The following is a 26,183-nucleotide window of genomic DNA, read 5'->3' as shown; positions in this document are numbered from 1 at the left end:
CAGATCTGACATAAAATCGGCAACGAGTTTAGCACGGAACCTGCAAGGAGAGAACCGGGCGTTCTTTCGCCCGGCTGTACGATCAATGGGGGGCTTTTTCGCTGTCGTCGGCGTCGAGTATTTCTTCTTCCGGACGGATCACGGAGATCAGTTTGAAGATCAGGCTCAGGCCGACACCCACGATAGTCGCCAGCGCCATTCCTTTCAGCTCTGCCGCACCGATATGCACCTTCGCACCGCTCACGCCGATAATCAGAATAACGGAGGTCAGGATCAGGTTCTGCGCTTTGTTGTAATCGACTTTAGATTCAATCAGCACGCGAATACCGGATGCCCCAATGACGCCGTACAGTAGCAGAGACACACCGCCCATCACCGGGATCGGGATGGCCTGGATAGCCGCGGCCAGCTTGCCTACGCAAGAGAGCAGGATGGCAATAATCGCCGCACCGCCGATAACCCAGGTGCTGTAAACGCGGGTAATCGCCATGACGCCAATATTTTCGCCATACGTGGTATTAGGCGTGGAGCCAAAGAAACCGGAGATAACGGTAGAAAGACCGTTAGCAAACATTGAACGGTGCAGGCCCGGTTCGCGGATCAGATCGCGCTTAACGATATTCGCCGTGACTACCAGGTGACCCACATGCTCCGCAATCACCACCAGCGCAGCGGGCAGAATAGTGAAGATGGCAAACCATTCGAAACGTGGCGTATAGAAGGTTGGCAGCGCGAACCAGTGCGCGTCGGCAATAATACGGGTATCAACAATACCCATCGCAAATGAGAGCGCATAGCCCGCCAGCACGCCGATAAGAATCGGGATAATTGCCAGAAAGCCGCGGAACAGTACGGAACCAAATACCGTCACCCCCAATGTCACCAGCGAAATAATAATGGTTTTGGTGTCCGGTAACTGGCCGTCAGCAGGCAGCAGTCCCGCCATGTTCGCCGCCACCTGCGCCAGCTCAAGACCGATGACGGCAACGATTGCGCCCATTGCCGCCGGTGGGAACATCACGTCCAGCCAGCCCGTACCGGCTTTTTTCACAATAAAAGCAACCAGGCAGAACAGTACGCCGCACATGATAAACCCGCCCAATGCGACTTCATATCCCAACGGTAGCAACAGCAACACCGGCGAGATAAAGGCAAAGCTAGACCCCAGATACGCCGGGATTTTGCCCTTACAGATGAAAAGATACAGCAGCGTACCCACGCCGTTGAACAGCAAAACGGTAGCCGGGTTAATGTGAAACAGGATTGGCACCAGCACGGTTGCGCCAAACATGGCGAAAAGATGCTGCAAACTAAGCGGGATCGTCTGTAAAAGCGGCGGTCTTTCACTCACCCCGATAGCACGGCGCGTCATAGTGTTGTCCTCTGAGTAGGGTTGTGGGTGTTGTATTCATAAAAAAGCCGACTCTCAAAGTCGGCTTTTATATCGTTATTCGATTACTTCGTTCCAAAAATCTTATCGCCGGCATCGCCAAGCCCCGGGATAATGTACCCGTGCTCGTTCAGCCCCTGGTCGACGGACGCCGTATACAGTTCAACGTCCGGGTGGGCTTTTTCCAGCGCCGCGATCCCTTCCGGGGCCGCAACCAGTACCAGCACCTTAATGCTGCTACAGCCCGCATTTTTCAGCAGGTCGATGGTCGCAATCATAGACCCGCCGGTCGCCAGCATAGGGTCAACCACCAGCGCCATACGCTCGTCGATGTTAGACACCAGCTTCTGGAAGTACGGAACCGGCTCCAGCGTCTCTTCATTACGGTAGATACCGACTACGCTGATACGTGCGCTGGGTACGTTCTCCAGTACGCCTTCCATCATGCCGAGACCCGCACGCAGGATTGGCACCACGGTAATTTTTTTACCTTTAATCTGCTCAACCTGCACCGGGCCGTTCCAGCCTTCGATGGTCACTTTTTCAGTTTCCAGATCGGAGGTCGCTTCGTAGGTCAGCAGGCTGCCCACTTCAGAGGCCAGTTCGCGAAAACGCTTCGTGCTGATGTCATGCTCACGCATCAGGCCCAGCTTGTGTTTAACGAGTGGGTGCTTCACTTCAACAATCTTCATTTTCTTTCTCCTCTGAGGCGGCAACCGCAAAAAAATCGCGGGATTATACCGCTTTTTTCGGACTGCGCCATACCCAACTTGCTTGACGACGATCAATCAAAATGATTTGGGCACAAAAAACCGGAGGCTAGCTCCGGCTCAGGTGCAAGGTGATGCCCGAGAATTATAGCTGCTCGCCATTGCTGGCAATCACCTGCTGATACCAGTCAAACGACTTTTTCTTACTGCGGTTGAGCGTGCCGTTGCCCTCGTTGTCTTTATCGACAAAGATAAAACCGTAGCGTTTTTTCATTTCACCGGTACCGGCGGAAACCAGGTCGATACAGCCCCACGGGGTATAGCCCATCAGATCAACGCCATCTTCCACTACCGCTTTTTTCATCTCGCTGATGTGTGCCGCGAGATAATCAATGCGGTACTGGTCGTTCACCGTGCCGTCGCGCTCCTGCACGTCTATAGCGCCAAAGCCGTTTTCAACGATAAACAGCGGCAACTGATAGTGATCCCAGAACCAGTTGAGCGAGTAGCGTAGCCCTACCGGGTCAATCTGCCAGCCCCAGTCAGATTTTTGCACGTAAGGGTTGGAGACCAGGCTCTTACTCTCGTCGTAATCAAGCCCTGGGTTATCCGCCGTCGCTTTGGTGGTAAAGGACATGTAATAGCTGAAACCGATGTAGTCCACACAGCCCTGTTTGAGGGCCGCTTTATCTTCTTCGGTAATATCCAGCGCGAAACCACGACGTTCGAAGTAGTTAAGCAGATGCTGCGGATACTTACCGCGCACGTGGACGTCGGTGAACCAGTAGCGACGATGCATGGCGTTCATCGCCATCATCATGTCATCAGGCGCGCAGGTGAGCGGATAGATTGGGCACATAGCAATCATGCAGCCGATCTGCAGCGACGGGTTAATTTCGCGTCCCGCTTTCACCGCCAGGGCGCTCGCCACCAGCTCATAATGCGCAGCCTGGAACATGACCGGCTCGCGCTCTTCACCCGGCTCGTACTTCAGCCCGGAGTTGGTAAACGGCGCAAAATCTTCGTGGAAGTTAGCCTGGTTGTTGATCTCGTTAAAGGTCATCCAGTATTTCACTTTATGCTGGTAGCGCTGGAAGACCACCGCCGCAAAGCGAACAAAAAAATCGATCAGCTTACGGTTTCGCCAGCCGCCGTATTCGGTGACCAGGTGGAAAGGCATCTCGAAGTGCGACAAGGTAATGACCGGCTCAATGCCGTACTTCAGGCACTCGTCGAACAGATCGTCATAGAATTTCAGGCCAGCCTCGTTAGGCTCAGACTCATCGCCTTTCGGGAAAATACGCGTCCAGGCGATAGAGGTACGGAAGCATTTGAAGCCCATTTCGGCAAAGAGTCTGATGTCTTCTTTATAGCGATGATAGAAGTCGATGGCTTCGTGGTTAGGGTAATTTTTGCCCTGCAGGACACCGTTGGTAATTTCACGCGGCACGCCGTGTGCGCCAGCGGTCATGACATCGGCCACGCTTATCCCTTTGCCGCCCTCTTTCCAGCCGCCTTCCAGTTGATGCGCGGCAACCGCGCCGCCCCACAGAAAACCTGCTTTAAATCCTGACATACTCTTTCCCTCATTCAATGTTGCTGATGGCTGACGGATACTGCTGTCTGAAGTGGTAAACCGCGCCAATCAGTCCGGCACGGTTGCCGTGGCTCACGACATCGGCGATCTCCGCGATACCAAACCATGCGAGATGGGTGCGGAGTAAATCCATAAACCCGGGACGCTCTGCTATACCGCCGCCGATGAAAATGACGTGTGGGTCGAAGACGTTCGCCAGGTTGTAAAGCCCTGTCGCGATGCCGTTGAGAAAGTCGTCGACCAGGCGACGGCATGCCGCGTTACCGGCATCGTAAGCGTCAAAAATAGCCTCCCCGGTAACCTCATCAAACGCGAGACCATAATGGTCGGCATAGCGTTGGCGAAGCGTGCGCAGGGTGCAGTTTTCATTCATGGAATGGCGAGCGACGCGTCTGGAATCAGCGCGTTCGGTCAACATGTAGCCAAACTCTCCGGCCCGGAAACGGGCGCCGTGTACCACCTGGCCGTTGCAGAAAATCGCCCCGCCGATACCAGTGCCGATAGTGAGCACCAGAAAGTTATTGACCTCCGCCGCTTTGCCCTGCCATCGCTCGGCCAGCAGCACGCAGTTGGCGTCATTTTCGACAGTAACGGGTAAACCCGTGTGTTGCACAAGCCAGGCCTTCATCGCGAAATGATCAAACCGACGGATGGCCCCGCCCATCTCAATAAAGCCGGTATGCGGATTAACGTACCCCGGCGCGCTGATGGCGATGCCTTCGAGGTCCGGGTGCAGCGTCACCCAGTTGAGCATCTGCGTAAGAATAGCGTCACCATCACTGTGTTTAATGGCGGCCTTAGCCGTCTGCAGCAGTACCCCTTGCGTAGTGGCAACCCCCATTTTTAATGCGGTACCACCAATGTCAAATGCAGCGATTTTCATGTAATTCATTCCTCCTGAATGAAACTGAAACCGGTTTCAGTTTTATGATGTTGATTCCTGAAAGGGGTTGCAAGCAGATCGCCGAAACCGGTTTCATTTTCGTGAACGGAGTCAAGTTTGTCTGCTGCCGTGGGGTGCGCAGAGAAAAAAACGCGCACGCCGAGAATAGGCTCGCAAACGTTTGCCTGGACTGTTAGAATTGCGCCGATTTTTCTTACAAGCTATGCAATCGCGTGGGGACTTGAGCCGTGACCAACAAAACTTCTCTCAGCTATAAAGATGCCGGTGTTGATATTGACGCAGGTAATGCGCTGGTTGACCGAATCAAAGGTGTGGTGAAAAAAACCCGCCGCCCGGAAGTGATGGGTGGCCTGGGGGGATTCGGCGCACTGTGCGCGCTGCCGCAAAAATATCGTGAACCTGTTCTGGTCTCGGGTACTGACGGTGTAGGAACAAAACTGCGCCTGGCGATGGATCTTAAGCGTCACGACACGATCGGTATCGATCTGGTGGCAATGTGTGTAAATGACCTGGTCGTACAGGGCGCGGAGCCGCTGTTCTTCCTCGATTACTACGCCACCGGCAAACTGGACGTAGACACCGCCGCCAGCGTGATTACCGGTATCGCCGAAGGCTGCCTGCAGTCCGGCTGTGCGCTGGTGGGCGGCGAAACGGCTGAAATGCCGGGCATGTACCACGGTGAAGATTATGACGTCGCCGGCTTCTGCGTCGGGGTGGTAGAAAAATCAGAAATTATCGACGGCAGCAAAGTGGCTGACGGCGACGTGCTGGTTGCGCTGGCTTCCAGCGGCCCGCACTCCAACGGCTACTCTCTGGTGCGTAAAATCCTCGAGGTGAGCGGCTGTGACCCGCTGACCACCGAACTTGATGGCAAACCACTGGCCGATAGCCTGCTCGCCCCGACCCGTATCTACGTGAAAAACGTGCTGGAGCTTATCGAAAATGTCGACGTTCACGCCATTGCTCACCTGACCGGCGGCGGCTTCTGGGAAAACATTCCCCGCGTGCTGCCGGATAACACCCAGGCCGTAATCGATGAATCATCCTGGCAGTGGCCGTCCGTCTTTACCTGGCTGCAAACCGCGGGCAACGTGAGCGCTCACGAAATGTATCGCACCTTCAACTGCGGCGTAGGCATGGTTATCGCCCTGCCGGCAAGCGAGGCGGATAAGGCCATTACGCTGCTGACGGAGAAAGGTGAAAACGCGTGGAAAATCGGTATTATCAAAGCATCCGATTCCGAACAGCGCGTGGTCATTGAATGAAAAACATCGTGGTGCTCATTTCTGGCAACGGAAGTAATTTGCAGGCCATTATTGACGCCTGCGAACAGAAAAAAATCAATGGCACCATTCGGGCAGTATTCAGCAACAAGGCCGACGCATTCGGCCTTGAGCGTGCGCGGGAAGCGAATATTCCCGCCCATGCGCTGGAAGCCAGTCAGTTCGCTGGCCGTGAAGCGTTTGACCGTGAACTGGTCCAGGAAATGGATGCCTACGCACCGGACGTTGTGGTGCTGGCGGGTTATATGCGGATCCTCAGCCCGGCATTTGTGGCGCACTATGCGGGACGGCTGCTCAACATTCACCCTTCCCTGCTACCGAAATATCCCGGTCTGCATACGCACCGCCAGGCGCTTGAGAACGGCGATGAAGAGCATGGCACCTCCGTGCATTTTGTCACCGACGAGCTGGACGGGGGGCCGGTTATTCTGCAGGCGAAAGTGCCGGTCTTTGAAGGCGACGACGAAGATGACGTGACCGAACGCGTGCAGACCCAGGAGCACGCTATCTACCCGCTGGTGGTGAGCTGGTTGGTCGACGGACGTCTTGAAATGCGCGATGGCGCCGCCTGGCTGGACGGCGTTCAGCTTCCTGCGCAAGGTTATGCGGCGCAGGAGTAATCTGTTATGTCGGGTGATGCGACGTCACCCGAGTGGGATCCTGCCTCATTCCCAACCCTCTAAAATCCCCAAGAAAAAAAATAACTGTCATACTTTTCTGGCACTGTTGGACATATCGTGGAAATGCTCGCCATAATAAGGACGAGACGGATTTACCACGTCCCGTGAATGAACTGGAGTGTGAGCTGTAATGGGTCAGGAAAAGTTATATATTGAGAAAGAGCTAAGCTGGTTAGCCTTTAACGAGCGCGTCCTTCAGGAAGCGGCGGACAAAAGTAACCCGCTGATTGAGCGTATGCGTTTTTTAGGTATTTATTCCAATAACCTGGATGAGTTCTATAAGGTTCGTTTTGCCGAACTGAAGCGACGCATCATCATCAGCGAAGAACAGGGGCTGAACTCCCATTCGCGCCATCTGCTTGGAAAAATCCAGTCTCGCGTAATGAAAGCCGATCAGGAGTTTGATGCTCTCTATAATGAGCTGCTACTGGAAATGGCACGCAACCAAATTTTCTTGATCAACGAACGCCAGCTTTCCGCCAACCAGCAAACCTGGCTGCGTCATTACTTTAAACACTATCTGCGCCAGCACATTACCCCCATTCTGATCACCCGCGAAACCGATCTGGTGCAGTTCCTGAAGGATGACTACACCTACCTGGCGGTGGAAATTATTCGCGGTGACAACATTAGCTATGCGCTACTGGAAATTCCGTCCGATAAGGTTCCGCGCTTTGTGAACCTACCGCCGGAAACCCCGCGTCGACGCAAGCCGATGATTTTGTTGGATAACATCCTGCGCTACTGTCTGGACGACATTTTCAAAGGCTTTTTCGATTACGACGCGCTCAACGCCTATTCCATGAAGATGACCCGCGACGCTGAATATGACCTGGTGCACGAGATGGAAGCCAGCCTGATGGAGCTGATGTCCTCCAGCCTCAAGCAGCGCCTGACGGCAGAGCCTGTACGTTTTGTCTATCAGCGCGATATGCCTGATGCCATGGTCGAAATGCTGCGCGATAAGCTCACCATCTCCCGCTATGACTCCATCATTCCCGGCGGGCGTTACCACAACTTTAAAGACTTCATTGGCTTCCCGAACGTTGGCAAAGCCAATCTGGTGAACAAACCGCTGCCGCGCCTGCGTCATCTCTGGTTTGATAAATTCCGAAACGGTTTTGATGCCATCCGCGAACGCGATGTCTTGCTTTACTATCCGTACCATACCTTTGAACATGTGCTGGAACTGTTGCGCCAGGCATCATTCGACCCGAACGTGCTGGCTATCAAAATCAACATCTACCGTGTGGCAAAAGATTCACGCATTATCGATGCGATGATCCACGCGGCGCATAACGGCAAGAAAGTCACCGTGGTGGTTGAGCTGCAGGCACGTTTCGACGAAGCAGCCAACATTCACTGGGCGCGCCGTCTGACCGAAGCGGGCGTTCACGTTATTTTCTCCGCGCCGGGGTTGAAAATTCACGCTAAGCTGTTCCTGATCTCCCGTAAAGAGGGGGACGATGTGGTGCGCTATGCCCACATCGGTACCGGTAACTTTAACGAGAAGACCGCGCGGATTTATACCGATTATTCGCTACTGACCGCCGATGCGCGTATTACAAACGAGGTGCGTCGGGTGTTTAACTTTATTGAGAACCCGTACCGCCCGGTGAGCTTCGATTATCTGCTGGTGTCGCCGCAAAACTCGCGCCGCCTGCTGTACGATATGATCGATAAAGAGATCGCCAATGCGCAGAAAGGGATATCGTCCGGTATTACGCTCAAGCTCAATAACCTCGTCGATAAAGGTCTGGTTGACCGGCTGTATGCCGCCTCCAGCTCCGGGGTACCGGTTAACCTGCTGATCCGCGGTATGTGTTCGCTGATCCCGGAGCTGGAAGGCATCAGTGATAATATTCGCGTGATCAGCATTGTTGACCGCTACCTGGAACACGACAGGATCTACATTTTTGATAATGCGGGCGACAAGCAGGTTTATCTCTCTTCTGCGGACTGGATGACGCGCAACATTGATTATCGAATTGAAGTCGCGGCTCCGCTGTTGGATCCCCGTCTGAAACAGCAGATCCTCGACATTATCGAGATTTTGTTTAGCGATACGGTGAAAGCTCGCCATATCGACAAAGAACTCAGTAACCGCTATGTGCCGCGCGGCAACCGCCGCAAAGTACGGTCACAACTGGCGATTTACGACTATATCAAATCACTCGAGCAACCCGATTAACCTATGCCGATAAATGATAAGACCCCACGACCGCAGGAGTTTGCCGCGGTCGATCTTGGTTCTAACAGTTTCCACATGGTCATCGCCCGTGAGGTGGATGGTGCGATGCAGATCATCGGTCGTTTGAAGCAGCGTGTGCATCTGGCCGATGGCCTGGACGCGCGCAGCATGCTCAGCGAAGAGGCGATGGAGCGAGGCTTAAACTGCCTGTCGCTGTTTGCTGAACGCCTGCAGGGCTTTTCGCCGTCCAGCGTCTGCATTGTTGGCACACATACGTTACGCCAGGCGCTGAACGCCTCCGAGTTCCTCAAGCGTGCGGAAAAAGTGATCCCCTATCCCATAGAGATAATCTCCGGCAACGAAGAAGCGCGGCTGATCTTTATGGGCGTGGAGCATACGCAGCCGGAAAAAGGCCGCAAGCTGGTTATCGATATCGGCGGCGGCTCAACGGAGCTGGTGATTGGGGAAGACTTTGAGCCTCGGCTGGTCGAAAGCCGCCGTATGGGCTGCGTCAGTTTTGCGCAGATGTATTTCCCGGGCGGCGTAATTAGCCGGGAAAACTTTCAGCGCGCACGTATGGCCGCCATTCAGAAACTGGAAAACCTGGCCTGGCAGTACCGAATCCAGGGCTGGAACGTGGCGCTGGGCGCCTCCGGCTCGATTAAAGCCGCACATGAAGTGCTGCTGGAGATGGGTGAAAAAGATGGGAATATCACCCCTGAGCGGCTGACGCTGCTTACCGATGAAGTCCTTAAACATAAAACCTTCGACGCACTGAGCCTGCCGGGTCTCTCGGAAGAGCGAAAATCGGTGTTTGTGCCGGGTCTTGCGATTCTGTGCGGGGTTTTCGATGCGCTGGCGATTAAGGAGCTACGTCTCTCCGACGGCGCGCTGCGCGAAGGGGTGTTGTATGAGATGGAAGGCCGCTTCCGTCACCAGGATATTCGCAGCCGCACTGCGCAAAGCCTGGCTAATCAGTACAACATCGACCGCGAACAGGCGAAACGCGTGCTGGAAACCACCGTTCAAATGTACGATCAGTGGCAGGAACAGAATCCGAAGCTGGCGCATCCGCAGCTTGCTGCCTTGCTGAAGTGGGCGGCCATGCTCCACGAAGTGGGACTGAATATTAACCACAGCGGCATGCACCGACATTCCGCCTATATTCTGCAAAACAGCGATCTGCCCGGCTTCAACCAGGAGCAGCAAACCATGATGGCCACGCTGGTTCGCTACCATCGTAAAGCCATAAAGCTCGACGATTTGCCGCGCTTTACGCTGTTCAAGAAAAAGCAGTTCCTGCCGCTTATCCAGCTGCTGCGTCTCGGCGTGCTGCTTAACAATCAACGCCAGGCGACAACGACGCCGCCGACGTTAAAGCTGAAAACCGACGATCATCACTGGACGCTGAGCTTCCCGCATGACTGGTTTAGCCAGAATGCGCTGGTACTGCTGGATCTGGAAAAAGAGCAGCAGTACTGGGAAGCGGTCACCGGCTGGCTTCTGAAGATTGAAGAAGAGAGCGCCGACGTTGCCGCGTAATGGCGCAGGCGTCAACCGCTGACGCCTGCGCTTACGCCAGCGACTCAAGCTCAACCGGCTTGCCGATCAAGTAGCCCTGAATATAATCGATACCTAGCGCGTGCACCGCGCTGCGTATCTCTTCCGTTTCGACGTACTCCGCCACCACCAGCATTCTTTTCATGCGTGCCAAATGGCAAATAGAGGCCACAATCTGGTAATCCAGACTGTTGCTGACGATATTGCGAATAAAGCTTCCATCGATTTTGAGAATGTCCGCATTGACGTTTTTTAGCCGCGCATAGCTTGCGTAGCCGGTGCCAAAATCGTCAATCGCAATGCGTACGCCCATTATTTGCAGCTGCGCGAGGGTTTTTATCGCCTGCTCCGCGCCAGTGAAAGTGCTGCTTTCTGTCACTTCAATAATCAGTTGCCAGCCTTCAATATTGTATTTTGTTAACAGGCGGCCCACCTCCTGCGGGAACTGCACCCTGCAGATGGTGGATGGCGCCAGATTGATGGCAAAGCGCTGGCCGGGAAGACGTTCCCGCTGCGCTGACATAAATCGCAACGTGCGCTCCAGGACCCATAAATCGACGCGCGACGACAGACCAAACTCCTGTGCGACAGGCAGGAACCGATCGGGTGAGATCATTTCACCGCTCTCGTCTGGCATTCGCAGTAACACTTCATGATAGCAATCCCCACGTAGCCCGCGGATAGCCTGAGCCATCAGGGTGAACTCATCCTGCTCGAGCGCGTGCTGCAGGCGGCTCATCATCGCAACTTTATCCTTCAGGTTGCGCTGTAGATGGACCGCACCGCGCTGCTGGAGATTCTCCGGATGGTTGGTAGAAAGCGACAGATCGGCGACCACGCCCAACTCGCCGAGTACCAGATAAAGATGGTTAACCGGTGAGCGTACGTAGCAATAGCTAAAGCCAACCTGCGGCTGCAACGGCATACCATCCCAGACAAAGCGGAACTGTTTAATATGTTCGTCCAGGGCATCAATCCGCTGCTGATGCGACTCGGCATTGAGACGCACCGCCAGGTCATAGCCGGTCAGATGATAGACCTTCTCTTTGTGCTGAAGCGGGCCATTAACCCATTGTGCCAGTTGCTGTTTGTATTGAATGCGTAGCAGAATGCCATAATTACGCCCCAGAACTTCGAGTTCGGGAATACGCAGCATACAGAGCGCTGACCACGGGTTTTTAGCCAGATCCCGCGACAGTGCCCGCAGGTTCGGTATGTGTACGACCGGGTCCAGGAACGCCAGCCTGCGGGAACGAATATTGGCGGCACGCTGGCGAGTCGCCAGCATCGACAAATAAATCACGATAAACGAAAAGACAAGATAGCTCGATGAGGTAATAGCCAGTTGAATGTCGTACCCCTGCTGCACCGGAATGTAGCGATAAAAATAGTGAATTGAGACCAGCAGGATCGGCGTCCAGATAATCGACATCAGCTTATAGCCAAAGCGCATCGCCGCCCAGAGCATCACCGGCATGAGCAGCGACAGTGTGTAATTAGTGCTGAAAATGGTGCTGTTTTCGTTCATCGGGATCAGCAGCAACGTGAGCAGGCCAGCGAGCGCCATCACCCAGATCACAAACTCAATCAGGGTCACTTTTTTATCTATTTGCGTGCGGATCTGAGAAGCCAGCGCTTTGATATAGCGCGGATGACGAATCAGACGAATAAGCAGATAGCTCAGCGGCACGCCGGTAAGCCCACTTACCAGCAGCGTCTGGTAGTTGATAAGTGTGCGAATAGTGAGGGGGTTCAGCCCCGCCAGGCTCTGACGGCTTTCATAGATACCGAGATAGACCGCAAACTGGAACAGCACTAAAAACAGCGTTGCAGGACAAAATGCCTGCCAGAAGAGACGTTGCGCCATCAGCCGCGCGTCTCCGTGAGCCGTCATATTTCGTTGGGGAGTAAATACGCGATACCCCCCCCAACTGAGCACCAGAGGAACAAGAAAATGGAAGAGGGTAGCCACGGTTTCAAACAGGCTCATCGACGGGTAGTAGCGGAGAAACAGCGACAGCACGATCCCGGGTAGAGCATCCAGGCCAAAGAACATCATCAGCGTCAGCAGAAACGGTAGCGGCATATAATAAAGCGCCACAATACCGTCGCCCAGATGCGTAAGTGTATTGGTTTTGCTGAGCACAGGAAGCAGAATAAGGGATAAAATAAGAGGAAGAGCCCACCAGCGATCTTTATGCTGTGTCAGGAAGTTAAAAATATTCATAGATGCCCGGTTAAATCTTTCGCTCCTGAGGAAAAATAAAGACAGGCATCCAACCTGACCTGCATGCCGCCCTGCTATCGGCCTGGCGGACATAATGGAGGGTGGATTGTAATTATTGGTGAGGGGAATCCGTTGACTCAAATCAAACTTATCACTGTGAATAATGGATTCTTACGTAATTGAAGGATTTTTTTCTTTCTGTTATCAAAGCAGTAAATGTGTTCATCAAGTTTCATAACATTCACCAATAATTATATTGACGCATTTTTACACATCGCGTAATTGACCCTTTCTTGCCGCTGTGCCTTAATAGCGGTATCGCCCGGCAGGGTATGCCCAGGAAACACACAGTGAGTCAGGTCACGCGTATGCACAAACGACATCGGTTTAACACGCGGATGACCCGCATCATACTGCTCATCAGCTTCCTGTTTTTCTTTGGCCGCTTCGTTTACTCCTCTATCGGCGCCTGGTATCACCACCAGGAAAAGATCCAGTCGCAACAAACCAGCCTGACCGTAGATCCCCCTGTTCGCTAACCTCTCCGATGGCTTTGCAGTAAACGCGGAGTTCACGGCGTATCACTTCACCTTCTGTACCTCGGTATCTGCTGCCGTTCCGTCAGGACATTCGCCTGATACGCCGTACCGGCTGAAGCTCCCTGCAGTTTAAGGATCCCGCTTCGCGCCGACGTTTGATGGCTCACGCGCAATTATAAATAAAAATATACATCTCATTACTCTTTCATAGTTACGGAAATGAAATATTTAAAAATCACAAATTAGTTCCGTGAGCCAACGCAAATTAATAAAGTGCATATAATGTTTTCATTTCCGTCATAAGCAAAATTTTTATTTGAGATGTAAGGTTAGTTAAAAAAATAACGCACCTCAGGCATTATCCATTTATTATCACCAACATGCACAAGCCGGGCCTTTATACCCGTTTTTACAGGAGTTTCAATGTTTAATACTTCACCAATGCGTCCTTTTCATGTCATGGCGAAACCCAGCGGGTCTGAATGCAACCTCAACTGCAGTTACTGTTTCTATCTTGAAAAACATGCGTTATATCAACAGCAGCGATATATGGACCCTGACATCCTGGAGCTTTACGTACGCAACTATATTGAGTCCACGCCCCTCCATAATGAAGTGGCTTTTACCTGGCAAGGCGGCGAGCCTACCCTTATGGGGCTTGATTTTTATCATAAAGCTATCTTGTTACAACAAAAATACGCTGCTGGACGAAAAGTAACGAACAGTTTTCAAACCAACGGATTATTAATCAACGATAAATGGTGTGAATTTTTCGTCAAACATGATTTTTTAATTGGGCTGTCGCTCGACGGTCCGGAAGAGATTCATAACATCATGCGGAGGACTAAAAGTGGCAATTCCACCCATCATCGGGTAATGGCCGCGCTTAAGCGCCTGCAACAACATGGCGTAAAATACAATGTTCTCGCCTGCGTTAACCGCTACAGCGCTCGTTCACCTGAGCAGGTCTATGATTTCCTCTGCAATGCAGGGGTAAAATTTATTCAATTTATACCTGTCGTGGAACGGCGTGCTGATTCGGCGGCCTCCCTGCAGGGGCTACAGTTACACGGCCCGGGCGGATATGACGAAGCAATGACGTCATGGTCCGTCCTGCCAGAAGACTACGGGAAGTTTTTGGTTTCGGTATTCACCCGCTGGCTGAAACGTGATGTTGGTGAAGTGTTTGTTATGAATATAGAGTGGGCGTTTGCCAATTTCATGAATATGCCGGGCACCGTGTGTCATCACCAACCGACCTGCGGCCGTTCAGTTATTCTTGAACATAATGGCGATATCTATTCCTGCGATCATTATGTCTACCCGCAATATTATTTGGGGAATATCAAAGAGAAGAGTTTTATTGAAATGCTGGACTCGGCCTCACAAAATAAATTCGGTACCGATAAACTCATGCAGTTGCCGCAGCAGTGTCGAAAGTGTGAGTTACTCAATGCCTGCTGGGGCGGCTGCCCTAAGCACCGCTTCATAAAAACAGGCGAAAATGACCGCAACCTGAACTATTTGTGCGCGGGATTCCGTATTTTCTTCAGCTATCTCCCTCCTTATCTGCGGGCCATGGCCGATCTTATAGCCCGTGGGCGACCCGCCAGTGACATCATGCAGGCCGAATTCATTCATGTGCGAAAAGGATAATAGCTTATCATTCAACGGTCCGTTCAGACCGTTGAATGATATAAAATTACAGCGTGATTTGTACTTTAGGTGGATATTTTTTCAGGATCTGTTTGTAATCATTAATGGCATTCTCTAACAAAATACCGGCTGGAATATGGCGGATGCCAATGCTTTCATCCTCTTGTGGATTGGTATAAAGATTAAAGAAGGACGATCCTGCTGAAGGGATTATCGCTCCCGTAAAGCCTCCCTGATAGCCCTTTTTCGTAAAGGCGTAAGGTAACTGAACAATGGTGTGATATTTAAACTCATCGATGCGGATTGCCGACAATTTACCGTTCAGGAAATAATGTTCTACCCGACGATTAGATTGGCCGTTATCCCCAAGCAGAAATGACGACTGATCTATTCCATCAATAAATGTTGTCTGGGGAACCAGTTGAGCAACTGCCGCTCCCGGTTTACCGGCCAGCGCAAGACTGGTGGGGAAAATATCAGAAAGATCGAACAAACCGTCAGAACGACGAGGCTGAATCATCCCCTTCCAGTAGACGAATGTCGGAACACGTACGCCACCTTCCCAGGTTGACCCTTTGCCCCCGCGGAACGCCGTACGGCCATAAGGTGGAACCTCCTGTTCCGGCCCATTATCCGACGTAAACAGGATCAGGGTGTTATCCAGTTGCCCGGTATCCACCAGTGCCTGATACAGATTTTTAAAGACATCATTCATTTCTACGATACAGTCGCTATAGGAGGTACGTGCCGGAGAGCGCCCTGCATAATGGGCGTTCGGGTAATTATCGAAATGGCACCCTCTTGTACCGTAATAGAGAAAGAAGGGCTTGCTGTTGTCTTTCATTTTGTGAATAAAATCGACGCCATAGTGCATCCAGCGCTGATCCAGGTCTTCCATATATTTAGGCGTGATTTCTGCGAGACTTTGTATTTTACCGCCCCGAACAGCATGCACATCATCTTTGCTGAAAGGCAACTTATTGATGTAATTATAACGAGACGGGCTTAACGCAATTTCCGGATTATAATGCGCATCTCGCCATTCGGTGTACATATCAGAGACTGAAAGAAAACCCCTGAAATCATCAAACCCGACATTCTGCGGTTGCGATCCCGTGTTTTCCCCCATATGCCATTTACCAATCGCCTGGTTAACATATCCCTGTTTATGGAGCAATTCAGGTAAGGTCGTCAAACCAGCCAGGCCACCCGGCTGCCCGTACATTGGTGGAACCAGAATACCGTGATGCACGGAATACTGCCCGGTCATTATAGTCGCCCGGGTAGGAGAAGAGCTGGGCTGTGAGTAAGCAGAAGTCAGAATGAGCCCCTGCTGAGCAATAGCATCAATATCCGGCGTGGGGTTGCCAACGGCAGTACCACCGCCATTAAAGCCGACATCCATCCACCCGACATCATCAAGGAGAAAGACGATGATGTTCGGTTTCTTACCCTCTTTTTTCTCCAGTGCCGCCAGTTTCTGCTGCGCTTCATCATTCTGCAGCGGATTGACGACAACTGGCATCATATTATCGGCAATCTTTGTGGTCTCTTTGACTAAATACTGTCCGGGGAGATCGTATCCCTTATATGTTCCCGCCATTGTTGAGCTATCCGGCTGGTTGTCTGCTGCAATACCCATAACAGGCAGACTTAATGCGATAGCCAGAACAAGTTTTTTCTTCGAAAAAGAAAATCTCATATGCAACTCCCTTATTTACAGAATGTAATAAAAAACACACCAGAGTTTGAAAGCAATATGTTTATTGTCAGGCATTCAATAATTAACTATGTGGTGAGAGCGCCTCCTTATTATTTCGCATAAGGGCAGGCCCACAGAAGAATTGATTCACGACAATAAAGAAGACCGGCACGAAATATATTGCCAGTAGGGTGGCCGAGGTCATGCCGCCTAACACGCCAATCCCGACGTCTTTTCGCGCCCCAGCGCCAGCGCCGCTACTGAGCACCAGCGGCAGGACGCCAAGAATAAACGCCAGAGAGGTCATCAATATCGGGCGTAGCCGCATGCGTACCGCTTCCAGCACCGCATCAACCGCCGAATACCCCTCTTTTTCAAGCAGCTCCTTAGCAAATTCAACGATAAGAATGGCGTTTTTGGCCGACAGACCGATCGTCGTCAACAAACCCACCTGAAAATAAATATCGTTATTTTTAGCGCACAGCATCGCCGCCAGTACCGCGCCAAACACGCCCAGAGGCACGACCAGAATCACAGCGACAGGAACACTCCAGCTTTCATACAATGCGGCCAGACACAGAAAAACCACAATCATGGAAATCAGATAAAGCCACAGCGCCTGGTGACCGGCCAGGCGTTCCTGGTATGACATCCCCGTCCATTCAGCCCCAACGCCTCCCGGCAATTGTTTGACCAACGCTTCCATAAGTTGCATTGCGTCCCCGGTACTTTTCCCCGGCACGGCTTCACCCTGAATCTCCAGTGAGGACAACCCGTTATAGCGTTCAAGACGCGGAGACCCGCTTATCCAGCGCGTCCTGGCCAACGATGAAAGCGGCACCATCTCATTGGTATTACTGCGGACATACCACTGTTTCGTCTGCTCCGGCAGCATTCTGTACGCCGCATCGCCCTGTACGTACACCTTTTTAATCCTGCCACGATCAACAAAATCATTGACATAGCTGCTACCGAGTACGGTCGCGAAGGTGCTATCGACATCCGAAACGGACACGCCAGAGGCCTGGGCCTTTTTCTCATCAACGTCAATTTTAAGCTGCGGCGTGTCATCCAGCCCGTTCGGGCGCACGCGAACCAGCACGTCAGGATGTTTCGCCACCAGGCCAAACAGAGCATTTCGGGCGGCCATTAATTTCTGGTGCCCCACGCCAGAACGATCGATTAATTCCATGTCGAACCCCGCTGACGTTCCCAGCTCGGTGATCGCCGGCAGGTTAAAGGCGAAAACCATACCATCCTGAATCGCGCGAAACGCGTGGGTCGCGCGACGCACAATGGCCTGTACGCCCTGCTGTTCATCCTGTCGCCCTTCCCAGGGTTTGAGTCGAACAAACACCAGCCCGTTGTTTTGCCCGCGTCCGCTGAGCCCGAATCCGTTTACCGTGAAAACAGACTCCACGCTGTTTTTTTCCTGGGTCAAATAATAACGAGAGATACTGTCCAGCACCTTCTGCGTTCGCCCCTGCGTCGCCCCGGGAGGCAGGGTGGCAATCGTCAGAAATACGCCTTGATCTTCTTCAGGCAAAAAAGCGGAAGGAAGATGTAAGAAAAGCCCCGCCAGCACCGCACACAGCAACAGCCAGACCACCATATAGCGGCGGGTCGCGCCCAACATCTGCCGGACGCTACTGCAATAATGTTCCGTACTTCGGGCAAACTTACGGTTAAATATTCCTGCCCAGCCCTTTTTTCCCTCCTCATTTTGATGAGGTTTCAGAAGCGTCGCACACAGTGCTGGAGTGAAAATCATCGCCACCAGTACCGACAGCAGCATAGAGGCTACGATGGTGACGGAAAATTGCCGGTATATAACCCCGGTTGAACCGCCGAAAAAAGCCATAGGGACAAATACTGCGCTCAGAACCATGGCGATCCCCACCAGAGCGCCCTGGATCTGCTTCATGGATTTATGCGTCGCCGCTTTTGGGGATAATCCCTCTTCCGCCATCACCCTCTCGACGTTTTCCACCACCACTATGGCATCATCAACCAGCAGACCGATTGCCAGTACCATGCCAAACATCGTCAAGGTATTGATCGAGTATCCCATCGCCAGGAGAATGGCGAACGTCCCCAGTAGCACGATGGGGACGGTCATCGTCGGGATAAAGGTGGCACGCAGGTTCTGCAGAAAAAGAAACATCACCAGGAAGACCAGCACGATAGCTTCAAACAGAGTCTTGAATACTTCCTGTATAGAGAGGGTGATGAACGGCGTTGTATCGTAGGTATAAACCAGCTTAACGCCCTGAGGAAACCACGGCCGCATCCTGTCAATTTGCGCCCTGATCGCTTTCGCCGTGTCCAGCGCGTTTGCCCCCGTCGCGAGCTTGATGCCCAGGCCAGCAGAGGGTTTGCCGTTAAAACGGGCGATGACGTTATAGTTTTCCCCCCCCATTGAAATGTCCGCAACATCATCAAGACGGACCGATGCACCATTCGGCATCGTTTTTAGCAGGATGTGACCAAATTGAGTCTCGCTGGTCAGCCGTGTACGGACAATGATCGAGGCATTCAACTGCTGGCCGGGAACGGCCGGCGCGCCGCCCAATTGTCCTGCCGCAATCTGGTTATTTTGCGCTTTGATCTGGGAGAGCACATCGGACGTTGTTAACTGGTACTGCCAGAGCTTGTGGGGTTTCAGCCAGACGCGCATTGCGTATTGCGCACCAAAAAGCTGAACATCGCCAACGCCCGCCGTGCGGCTAACGGGATCTTTAATGGTAGAGGCAATAAAATCCGCCAGATCGTTCTGATCCATGCTGCCATCTTGTGAAATTGCGGCCAGCACCATCAAGAAACCACTGCTGGATTTTTTCACGCTGATCCCCTGCTGCTGTACTTCCTGCGGCAGCAACGGCATTGCTAACTGGAGTTTGTTCTGCACCTGAACCTGGGCGATATCCGGGTCGGTTCCTGAATCAAAGGTCAACGTAACAGAGACATTTCCGGATGAGTCGCTGTTGGATGCCATATACAGAAGGTTATCCAGCCCATTCATATTTTGCTCGATAACCTGCGCGACGCTGTCCTCGACGGTTTTGGCATCCGCACCAGGCCAGCTGGCTGAAATAACCACCTGCGGGGGTGCAATATTGGGATACTGCGCTACCGGGAGTTTTAATACCGCCAGCCCTCCCATCATCATTAATAAAATAGCCAGGACCCAGGCGAATATTGGTCGTTCAATAAAGAATCCGGACATAATACACCTTCCTGTATTTTTTATTGCATGAAGGTGATATTAACACCTGCAAATACAATAAATTTCGGTAAATCCTCACCTTCGTGCGCTACCGTCCACTGCGGTTCAATAAAGGTATTAATGATTTTTCGCTGGCTTTTCCAGGCACGTCCTATCCCCAGCCCAACGGGGAGATAATAATCATCATTCTCGAGGTTATAATTCATGATCCCGGATGAGCGTAAATACCAGCCCTGAGGGAGGTTATAAAATACGAACGGCTGTAGCGTCATGGACTCGACATTGGACCGGTTATCCTCTCCGGCAAAACTTTTCTGCCACTGCACCAGGCCGCCGAATACCCCTACGCTTGAGTCCTGAGCAGCAACGGCGGATAAACCGCCCTGCCATTTCCCGGTTCCCAGTTCATCCCGGGAGGCGGAATTAGCGGTTATTAACGGACCAACGCCAAGCTTTACGCCTTTAGATTTCAGCAGGAAGATATCAAAGAGATTAATATCACCGATGCCGGTGTCGTAACCGCCAGTAAATTGAGGGCGGGTTGCAACCGGAACCGACATTCGCAAGATCTGCGGCACGGGAATGATGCCGGGCGCAACGGGAACTGTCGCGCGTAACATAAGATCGTTGGTATGCCGATCGCTGTCATAAAGTTCAGGCGTATAGTAGTCCTGTAATGACAACGATGCCGCCGGGTGTAAAGGGTTATTAGACTGGTTCGCCACGCTGGCGGCACTTTCCTGAGCCCGTAATGGCATACTGACTGAATAAACCAGCAGAAAAAACATTAGTACAGTTTTATATTTCATTTTGCACGTCCTGGTTACCATACGTACTGTAAGCGGAACGTCCAGCCATCAACATCCGGTGAATCCGGATTATGTTGAACAGTATCACTCCAGGCTATCAGCCCGCCAAATTGTGGGGTTAACTGGAATCCTAGCGTGGTACCCACAATGACGTTGTTTTGTTCGTTATCCTCTAAATCACCATTGACTTTTGTTTCACCTCCTCCGCTCCAGGTGCCATCAAGAGAAAACCACGCGGCTGGTGAAAGCGTATAGCTAATGTGGCCTTCAGCGGCATATTGCGGTCTTTGCGATAAAGTGTTGTCGCCCAGATATTCGTCGTTATCGGTGTAAAAACTTACCCAGCTATTTAACTCCAGCCAGACCGGTCCAACAGGATAACCAGAGGCAAGTTCAGGTTTAAATGCCCAGCGATTCGCACCGGAATTCAAGGCCTGATGTTTATCATATTGTCCATCGGGTACGGTCAGCCACATTGCCGCCGTCAGGAAAGGTTCTGGCTTCCACCGCTGAAACTCACTGACAGATAGTGCTGGATTGCCCAGCAGGCCATGAGCGAAAATAATTTGTGTGTCGCCCAGCGATTCATTCTCGAAATTACCCAGATGCGGTAAATCTTCAAGCGAAGCAGATAGCCGGGTATAGGGTTGTATTATCTGAACAGCCGAAATCCGGCCATCAATATCAAACGATCTTGCATAGCGGAAAAGGAACACATCCGCGTCGACATTTACGCCAGGCGCATCAACATTCATCGTGTCGTAATAACCAAACGCGAGATTTATGTCTTTAGGAAGATTTTGCCAGTCGCGCGCATTGTCGGCTAACGCTGCGCCCGAAAACAGGCCGACAACGCCCGCCAGTCCAGTCATAGCAACGGAAAGTATAAATGATTTTATTCTCCCTCTCATATTAGCCCCCTGGAATGATAGTCAGATTGGGATATACATCCCCGGGCGCTAACAAACACCTGGTATTTAATATCACGGGTGATGAATCAAAAATAAACATGGTTCGTTCCTGATATACAAATGACGGTGTACACGAACCTACAGGCAAAAAAAGTCGCAGAGGGATTATTAATTGAAGGGATTTTACAAATTCACCCGCGAAGTATTACATACTGACAAGAAAAATCAATAGGCTAAAGGCGGTAGAGGCTACGCAAAACTCCCCGAACAGCCCGGTATAAAAACAAATTATTACACTTAAAAATAATAAAACATCACATTAATACCGCATTAAGTAAAAGCATACAGGATGTCAATGAATTTGATACTGACAATACACATTGTTACTCGTGTTACCTACCACCTCACAAAAAATAAAATAAAAGCTGATACACTTGTTATTGCACGTCTAATTATGGAGGAGCCCATGACGCAAAAAATAATGCTTGGTTATAATGTGCTGGAAGCAGCACAGCGACGCCTGCTTTGGTCATTTAATACCTTTCAACGTATTTGCGTGTCATTCTCTGGCGGTAAAGATTCGACAATATTGTTGCACCTGGCAGCGGCCTGTGCGCAGAAACTAAACCGTCGATTTCATGTTTTGTTCATCGACTGGGAAGCGCAATTTTCTTATACCATCGAGCATGTGGAAAACTTGCGCAGCGCCTATCACGATGTGATTGAAGCCTTCTATTGGGTGGCACTCCCCCTTTCTACGCCTAACGCTGTTTCTGTGTACGAGCCTGAATGGATATGCTGGCAGCCGGATACCGCCTGGGTACGCCAGCCGCCGGAACAGGCGATTACCGATATTCATTTCTTTCCTTTTTATCGTCAGAATATGACATTTGAAGAGTTCGTCCCGGCTTTTGCGATCTGGTTTTCTGTCGGCCGTCCTGCCGCCATGCTTGTCGGCATCCGTGCGGATGAGTCGTTACAGCGGTTCCAGTCTATAACCAGTAAACGTAAACAACGTTATGCCAATGATATGCCGTGGACAACCGCGACGACACAGGGATATACGTGGAATATTTACCCGCTTTATGACTGGAAAACAGACGATATCTGGACCTGGATTTCCAGAACCGGCAAGCCCTATAACCCGCTATATGACTTGATGTATCAGGCTGGTGTGCCTTTGAGTTTGATGCGGGTTTGCGAACCTTTTGGTCCTGAGCAGCGAAAAGGGTTGTGGCTCTACCATACGCTGGAGCCGGAACGTTGGGCACTGCTTTGCCATCGCGTCGCCGGGGCTAATTGCGGGAAACTTTATGCTAACCGGCACGGTGAGTTCTTCGCCGTACGACAACTCACCCGGCCGAAAAGCCATGCCACCTGGCGGAGTTATGCCATGTTTATCCTCGACAGCCTGCCAGAAAGCACTGCAGAGCATTATCGAAATAAGATAAGCGTCTACCTGCACTGGTATCAAAACCACGGTTTCACCCGCGACATTCCCGATGAGCAGGAAAATGATCTTGGCTGTAAAGATGTACCGTCATGGCGTCGCATCTGCAAAGTGTTACTGCGTAATGATTTCTGGTGCCGCGCGCTGTCGTTTAGTCCAACAAAAGCCAGCCACTACGCGCGTTATTGTCAGAAAACAAAAGAGAAGCGGCTGGAATGGAGGTTGCTATGACACTAACCTTGCTGCTTGATGCACTCACTGAGTTAATAGCAGATATGCCAGATAAAGAAAAAATTGAGGTATCCAACCGCATCAGAACGCTGCTACATCAGTTCAGCCCATTCAGTGAGGAACCCGTTGATTGCGTACAGTGGGTTTGCGCCACAGAGGTTGAAGAAAATAACTATAACCCCAATCAGGTTGCGCCTGCGGAAAATCGTCTGCTTTATACCTCTCTTCTGCGTTCCGGGTTTACCCAACCCCTGGTGGTCTGGCAGGACAAAGCCAGCCATTACACGCTGATTGACGGGTTTCACCGTTTTTTCGCTTGCCCGACAGCGGAGCAAGTTGCGCCAGCGCCTGCAGGGTTATATTCCGGTTGTCACGGTCGGCCCCAGCGCATCCGATAAAACCCAGCGTATTGCTGCCACCATTCGCCATAATCGCGCCAGAGGACAGCACCAGATACAGGCAATGTCCACCATCGTCCAGGAGCTGGCCCGCCTTAGCTGGGATGATAAAAAAATAGCGACAGAGCTGGGAATGGACAGGGACGAAGTTTTACGGCTAAAGCAAATCAGCGGCCTGATGGAGATGTTTCAGGAACGGGATTTTTCACAAGCCTGGACGGTGAAATAGGCTCGTTTATCGTTTAGGGGGGTTGTCAGGCTATTATTAGACGCTAAAACAGCAGTTGCTGGATGTCTTGTACTACCGACAGGTTATGAAATTGAGCATTCAGGAAGCAGGTAAAGCTAAGGACGGTAGACGCTCAGGAGTCTGCCGTAAACAATCCCCTGACCGACAGAGAGATAAAGAATTATGAATGAATACAATTCGAACTCTGGCTGAGCCGCTGGAAACTCATCCCGGACGGCTCACCATTCGTAACACATACTTCACAACGCCTCCCGGTTAAAACATCGATCGATGGTATAAAAGCGATGCTAAAAATAACCGGTGACCAGAAAGAAAAAAGAGGTAATGCACTTATGGCATGGTGGGCAGGAAATGGAGCCGCACAGATTATTTCCCATGAAAGTGCGGCAATGCTTCTGGAGCGTGCCACGGGTCCCGCCTGTCAATTCAGATTTCATATTGTAATAATACACTTAAAATTTGATTAAGTTAGGACTGAAGATGTTTAATTAATCTGCGGCATCTTGTGGGCTGTTTTTGGCAGCGCAGAGACTTATTCAGTCACAGTACCAGGCGAATAACATACGTGTGATCAACGAAAATACCCCGCAATGTCATCATCTTTTGGCATTCGCGCAGACTCCGGGCATAAGCCATATATTAACGGACACTCTGGGCAACAACATAACCAGGATAATGGAGACGTTATGTAGGAGATCTTTATCAAAGCCCTGACCTGGCACAATAGCAAAAAAACAGTGTATCACCTGATTAATCCCTTAATGTGACAGCTCGTATACTAATGTGTGCCTGGCAAGGAGATTTATTAAGCACGGGCACTGTTAGCGAAATTAGATTTCTTTAACAGTACAATTTATTGTTTGTAAGCAAAAAGGTTCAGCATCTCAAACGCCGAACAAGAACTTTTACTTACACAACTTGATACGGTAACACGCTGGATGTCAAGGAGCTATAGAGTCAGTTTTTTTTAGTATAGCGAAAATTCGTAGCAAGAAAAGCCGTCCAAAAGGACAGGTATTAAGTAATTCGAGATATAATTATCAGGAGAAAAAAATGAGTTCTGTAATTGAGTTTTTAGTAAATGATCACAATGAATTGCCGCCGAACTTAGCGACCGAACTCTATAGACTCAGAAGGAAAACCTTTCGGGAGCGGCTCGGCTGGAAAGTCGAATGCACTGAAGGCCTGGAAAAGGATAAATTTGACAACGAAAACACGACCTACCTGCTGGGCATGCATGGCGGACATTTGCTATGTGGGGCACGATTTATAGATTCGACGCAGCCAACAATGATCAGCGAAGTTTTTCATGATTACTTTGATGATAAAATCTCTGTCCCCACAGATATCCCCTGCTGTGAAGTCAGCCGCCTGTTTATAGATAAAGAAAGGCGTTTTTCTGCAACTCTACATGGTTTGCCAGCCAGTAAGATGCTGTTTCTCGCAATGATTATTTATTGCATGAAGAAAAATTATCGGGGGATGTATGCAGTGGCCAGTCGCGGAATGTATGCCTTATTTCGCCAGGCGAACTGGAATGTAGAAGTTATTCAGAAAGGTTTATCAGAAAAAAGGGAAGTTATTTATTATATTTTCATGCCTGCCAATATGAGCATAATCGAAGATATTATAGGCACAGACAAAGCCAGCGGCTGGCTTCGTGATATGCTCCACCATTTACGCCACTTGTAACCGGTGATTATGGCTCAATTTTCCAGCAACCGAAGTTCTGTTCCAAGTTTCACCGCATGTCTGGAGTTGTTTACTCCGAGTTTTTTCATTACATTACCCATGTGAAATTTCACCGTGCGCTCTGAAATTGACAAAATAACTGAAACTTCGTCATACGTTTTCCCGGTGCTAACCCACTTGAGTACTTGCCGCTCACGCGGTGACAAAAAAAACGTTCTCTTTCTGATGAGATTGGCTATAAAGATTGAGCACCTTCTGATGTAACTGAATGAAAAAGATCGTGAACCGCGAACGATCTTTTTCCATGTCAATACCAGAATCTTTGTGATTTACAATGGATAGCACAGCCAGATTGTTCTGATAGTCATGCAGAGGAAATGTTCTTCCCTGGTAGATATCATATTTCAAACTTTCATTAAAAATTCGCGTAAGGTTGTAAAAACCCGAGGAGATGATGCTGTTCTCCCAAGAAAAATCATCAACGCTGCGTAAAGCTCGAATGATAACAGGGTCAACAAATTGATAATTCCTTTTCGTATAAATATCAAACCATGCAGGGCTATTATTAATTATTCTAATTTGTGCAGGGTTTTTCTTATTCATTATCAGATAAGCATAGATAGTACCATCGTAGTCCTTAAAGAATATATCCAGTTCTTTCTGAATTAACGAATTGATTTTTTTGTCGTTATAATATACATCCTTCATGTCAGTTATTTCCTTTGAGATACGTGAGTAAACAAGTATAATGCTGTTTTACACTAAAATCACCCTATC

Annotated in this window: 20 protein-coding genes and 1 pseudogene; 10 read left to right on the top strand and 11 right to left on the bottom strand. The window is 50.7% G+C overall.

The features are described from left to right. Positions 1 to 82: 82 nt before the first annotated feature. From uraA to bglK, 4 genes are all read right to left on the bottom strand, one after another. The gene (gene uraA / locus NL510_RS07005; protein ID WP_253382852.1) at positions 83 to 1,372 is read right to left on the bottom strand and encodes a uracil permease; all 1,290 of its coding nucleotides are present in this window, start codon (positions 1,370 to 1,372) and stop codon (positions 83 to 85) included. An 83-nt stretch (positions 1,373 to 1,455) separates the two neighbouring features. Further along, the gene (gene upp / locus NL510_RS07000) at positions 1,456 to 2,082 is read right to left on the bottom strand and encodes a uracil phosphoribosyltransferase (protein ID WP_253382850.1); all 627 of its coding nucleotides are present in this window, start codon (positions 2,080 to 2,082) and stop codon (positions 1,456 to 1,458) included. Positions 2,083 to 2,245: 163 nt separating this feature from the next. Further along, on the bottom strand, positions 2,246 to 3,676 hold the full coding sequence (locus NL510_RS06995) for a 6-phospho-beta-glucosidase (RefSeq protein WP_253382848.1): 1,431 nt from the start codon (positions 3,674 to 3,676) through the stop codon (positions 2,246 to 2,248). Between the two features lie 10 nt (positions 3,677 to 3,686). Continuing rightward, positions 3,687 to 4,580 carry a beta-glucoside kinase BglK gene (gene bglK, locus NL510_RS06990; RefSeq protein WP_253382846.1) on the bottom strand — a complete coding sequence of 298 codons (894 nt, stop codon included), beginning with the start codon at positions 4,578 to 4,580 and terminating at the stop codon, positions 3,687 to 3,689. Between the two features lie 248 nt (positions 4,581 to 4,828). Between bglK and purM the strand changes: the two genes are divergently transcribed. The 4 genes from purM (at position 4,829) to ppx (ending at position 10,297) form a co-directional block, all read left to right on the top strand. Continuing rightward, entirely contained in the window at positions 4,829 to 5,866 is a 1,038-nt protein-coding gene (gene purM, locus NL510_RS06985) for a phosphoribosylformylglycinamidine cyclo-ligase (protein WP_253382844.1), read from the top strand. Further along, on the top strand, positions 5,863 to 6,504 hold the full coding sequence (purN, locus tag NL510_RS06980; RefSeq protein ID WP_253382842.1) for a phosphoribosylglycinamide formyltransferase: 642 nt from the start codon (positions 5,863 to 5,865) through the stop codon (positions 6,502 to 6,504). The genes purM and purN overlap by 4 nt, the downstream gene beginning before the upstream one ends. Positions 6,505 to 6,694: 190 nt before the next feature. Then, positions 6,695 to 8,755, top strand: coding sequence for a polyphosphate kinase 1 (gene ppk1, locus NL510_RS06975; RefSeq protein WP_253382840.1), 2,061 nt, complete (start codon positions 6,695 to 6,697; stop codon positions 8,753 to 8,755). A gap of 3 nt (positions 8,756 to 8,758) precedes the next feature. Further along, positions 8,759 to 10,297 carry an exopolyphosphatase gene (gene ppx, locus NL510_RS06970; RefSeq protein ID WP_253382831.1) on the top strand — a complete coding sequence of 513 codons (1,539 nt, stop codon included), beginning with the start codon at positions 8,759 to 8,761 and terminating at the stop codon, positions 10,295 to 10,297. Positions 10,298 to 10,328: 31 nt separating this feature from the next. Here ppx and NL510_RS06965 read toward each other — a convergent pair whose 3' ends face one another. Beyond that, positions 10,329 to 12,542 (bottom strand): EAL domain-containing protein, encoded by a 2,214-nt coding sequence (locus tag NL510_RS06965; protein ID WP_253382817.1) that lies wholly within the window; start codon positions 12,540 to 12,542, stop codon positions 10,329 to 10,331. Between the two features lie 350 nt (positions 12,543 to 12,892). On the opposite strand from NL510_RS06965, the gene NL510_RS06960 reads away from it, so the two are divergent. Next, positions 12,893 to 13,081, top strand: coding sequence for a YfgG family protein (locus tag NL510_RS06960; protein WP_253382814.1), 189 nt, complete (start codon positions 12,893 to 12,895; stop codon positions 13,079 to 13,081). Between the two features lie 423 nt (positions 13,082 to 13,504). After that, positions 13,505 to 14,737, top strand: coding sequence for an anaerobic sulfatase maturase (locus NL510_RS06955; RefSeq protein ID WP_253382812.1), 1,233 nt, complete (start codon positions 13,505 to 13,507; stop codon positions 14,735 to 14,737). A 46-nt stretch (positions 14,738 to 14,783) separates the two neighbouring features. On the opposite strand, the gene NL510_RS06950 is transcribed toward NL510_RS06955, so the two are convergent. The 4 genes from NL510_RS06950 to NL510_RS06935 form a co-directional block, all read right to left on the bottom strand. Further along, positions 14,784 to 16,439 (bottom strand): sulfatase-like hydrolase/transferase, encoded by a 1,656-nt coding sequence (locus NL510_RS06950; RefSeq protein ID WP_253382810.1) that lies wholly within the window; start codon positions 16,437 to 16,439, stop codon positions 14,784 to 14,786. Between the two features lie 82 nt (positions 16,440 to 16,521). Further along, on the bottom strand, positions 16,522 to 19,665 hold the full coding sequence (locus tag NL510_RS06945) for an efflux RND transporter permease subunit (RefSeq protein ID WP_253382808.1): 3,144 nt from the start codon (positions 19,663 to 19,665) through the stop codon (positions 16,522 to 16,524). 20 nt (positions 19,666 to 19,685) lie between these two features. Beyond that, a complete protein-coding gene (locus NL510_RS06940) occupies positions 19,686 to 20,474 on the bottom strand; it encodes a hypothetical protein (protein WP_366518937.1) in 789 nt (262 codons plus the stop codon). A gap of 14 nt (positions 20,475 to 20,488) precedes the next feature. Then, on the bottom strand, positions 20,489 to 21,385 hold the full coding sequence (locus NL510_RS06935) for a transporter (RefSeq protein ID WP_253382806.1): 897 nt from the start codon (positions 21,383 to 21,385) through the stop codon (positions 20,489 to 20,491). A 451-nt stretch (positions 21,386 to 21,836) separates the two neighbouring features. Between NL510_RS06935 and NL510_RS06930 the strand changes: the two genes are divergently transcribed. From NL510_RS06930 to NL510_RS06915, 4 genes and pseudogenes are all read left to right on the top strand, one after another. After that, a complete protein-coding gene (locus NL510_RS06930) occupies positions 21,837 to 23,066 on the top strand; it encodes a phosphoadenosine phosphosulfate reductase (protein ID WP_253384790.1) in 1,230 nt (409 codons plus the stop codon). Continuing rightward, positions 23,063 to 23,693, top strand: a pseudogene (locus NL510_RS06925) (IbrB-like domain-containing protein). Before NL510_RS06930 ends, NL510_RS06925 begins: the two are co-directional and overlap by 4 nt. A gap of 191 nt (positions 23,694 to 23,884) precedes the next feature. Further along, entirely contained in the window at positions 23,885 to 24,181 is a 297-nt protein-coding gene (locus NL510_RS06920; protein ID WP_436299125.1) for an aminoglycoside phosphotransferase family protein, read from the top strand. A 586-nt stretch (positions 24,182 to 24,767) separates the two neighbouring features. Then, on the top strand, positions 24,768 to 25,406 hold the full coding sequence (locus tag NL510_RS06915; RefSeq protein WP_253382804.1) for an acyl-homoserine-lactone synthase: 639 nt from the start codon (positions 24,768 to 24,770) through the stop codon (positions 25,404 to 25,406). 14 nt (positions 25,407 to 25,420) lie between these two features. On the opposite strand, the gene NL510_RS22785 is transcribed toward NL510_RS06915, so the two are convergent. Both NL510_RS22785 and NL510_RS06910 read right to left on the bottom strand, forming a co-directional pair. Next, entirely contained in the window at positions 25,421 to 25,612 is a 192-nt protein-coding gene (locus NL510_RS22785; protein WP_301308593.1) for a helix-turn-helix transcriptional regulator, read from the bottom strand. Further along, positions 25,599 to 26,114 carry an autoinducer binding domain-containing protein gene (locus tag NL510_RS06910; protein ID WP_301308592.1) on the bottom strand — a complete coding sequence of 172 codons (516 nt, stop codon included), beginning with the start codon at positions 26,112 to 26,114 and terminating at the stop codon, positions 25,599 to 25,601. The genes NL510_RS22785 and NL510_RS06910 overlap by 14 nt, the downstream gene beginning before the upstream one ends. Positions 26,115 to 26,183 lie beyond the last annotated feature (69 nt).

Origin of the sequence: unidentified bacterial endosymbiont (genome assembly GCF_918797525.1) — a bacterium.
GTDB lineage: Bacteria > Pseudomonadota > Gammaproteobacteria > Enterobacterales > Enterobacteriaceae > Enterobacter.
Note: the sequence above shows the minus strand (reverse complement) of the source record. Positions and strands in the feature narration are given on the sequence as shown.

What these genes read in the sequence shown, in the direction of transcription:
- uraA (WP_253382852.1), bottom strand. Translation starts at nt 1,372, where the DNA reads ATGACGCGCCGTGCTATCGGGGTGAGTGAAAGACCGCCGCTTTTACAG.
- upp (WP_253382850.1), bottom strand. Translation starts at nt 2,082, where the DNA reads ATGAAGATTGTTGAAGTGAAGCACCCACTCGTTAAACACAAGCTGGGC.
- NL510_RS06995 (WP_253382848.1), bottom strand. Translation starts at nt 3,676, where the DNA reads ATGTCAGGATTTAAAGCAGGTTTTCTGTGGGGCGGCGCGGTTGCCGCG.
- bglK (WP_253382846.1), bottom strand. Translation starts at nt 4,580, where the DNA reads ATGAAAATCGCTGCATTTGACATTGGTGGTACCGCATTAAAAATGGGG.
- purN (WP_253382842.1), top strand. Translation starts at nt 5,863, where the DNA reads ATGAAAAACATCGTGGTGCTCATTTCTGGCAACGGAAGTAATTTGCAG.
- ppk1 (WP_253382840.1), top strand. Translation starts at nt 6,695, where the DNA reads ATGGGTCAGGAAAAGTTATATATTGAGAAAGAGCTAAGCTGGTTAGCC.
- ppx (WP_253382831.1), top strand. Translation starts at nt 8,759, where the DNA reads ATGCCGATAAATGATAAGACCCCACGACCGCAGGAGTTTGCCGCGGTC.
- NL510_RS06965 (WP_253382817.1), bottom strand. Translation starts at nt 12,542, where the DNA reads ATGAATATTTTTAACTTCCTGACACAGCATAAAGATCGCTGGTGGGCT.
- NL510_RS06955 (WP_253382812.1), top strand. Translation starts at nt 13,505, where the DNA reads ATGTTTAATACTTCACCAATGCGTCCTTTTCATGTCATGGCGAAACCC.
- NL510_RS06950 (WP_253382810.1), bottom strand. Translation starts at nt 16,439, where the DNA reads ATGAGATTTTCTTTTTCGAAGAAAAAACTTGTTCTGGCTATCGCATTA.
- NL510_RS06945 (WP_253382808.1), bottom strand. Translation starts at nt 19,665, where the DNA reads ATGTCCGGATTCTTTATTGAACGACCAATATTCGCCTGGGTCCTGGCT.
- NL510_RS06940 (WP_366518937.1), bottom strand. Translation starts at nt 20,474, where the DNA reads ATGAAATATAAAACTGTACTAATGTTTTTTCTGCTGGTTTATTCAGTC.
- NL510_RS06935 (WP_253382806.1), bottom strand. Translation starts at nt 21,385, where the DNA reads ATGAGAGGGAGAATAAAATCATTTATACTTTCCGTTGCTATGACTGGA.
- NL510_RS06915 (WP_253382804.1), top strand. Translation starts at nt 24,768, where the DNA reads ATGAGTTCTGTAATTGAGTTTTTAGTAAATGATCACAATGAATTGCCG.
- NL510_RS06910 (WP_301308592.1), bottom strand. Translation starts at nt 26,114, where the DNA reads ATGAAGGATGTATATTATAACGACAAAAAAATCAATTCGTTAATTCAG.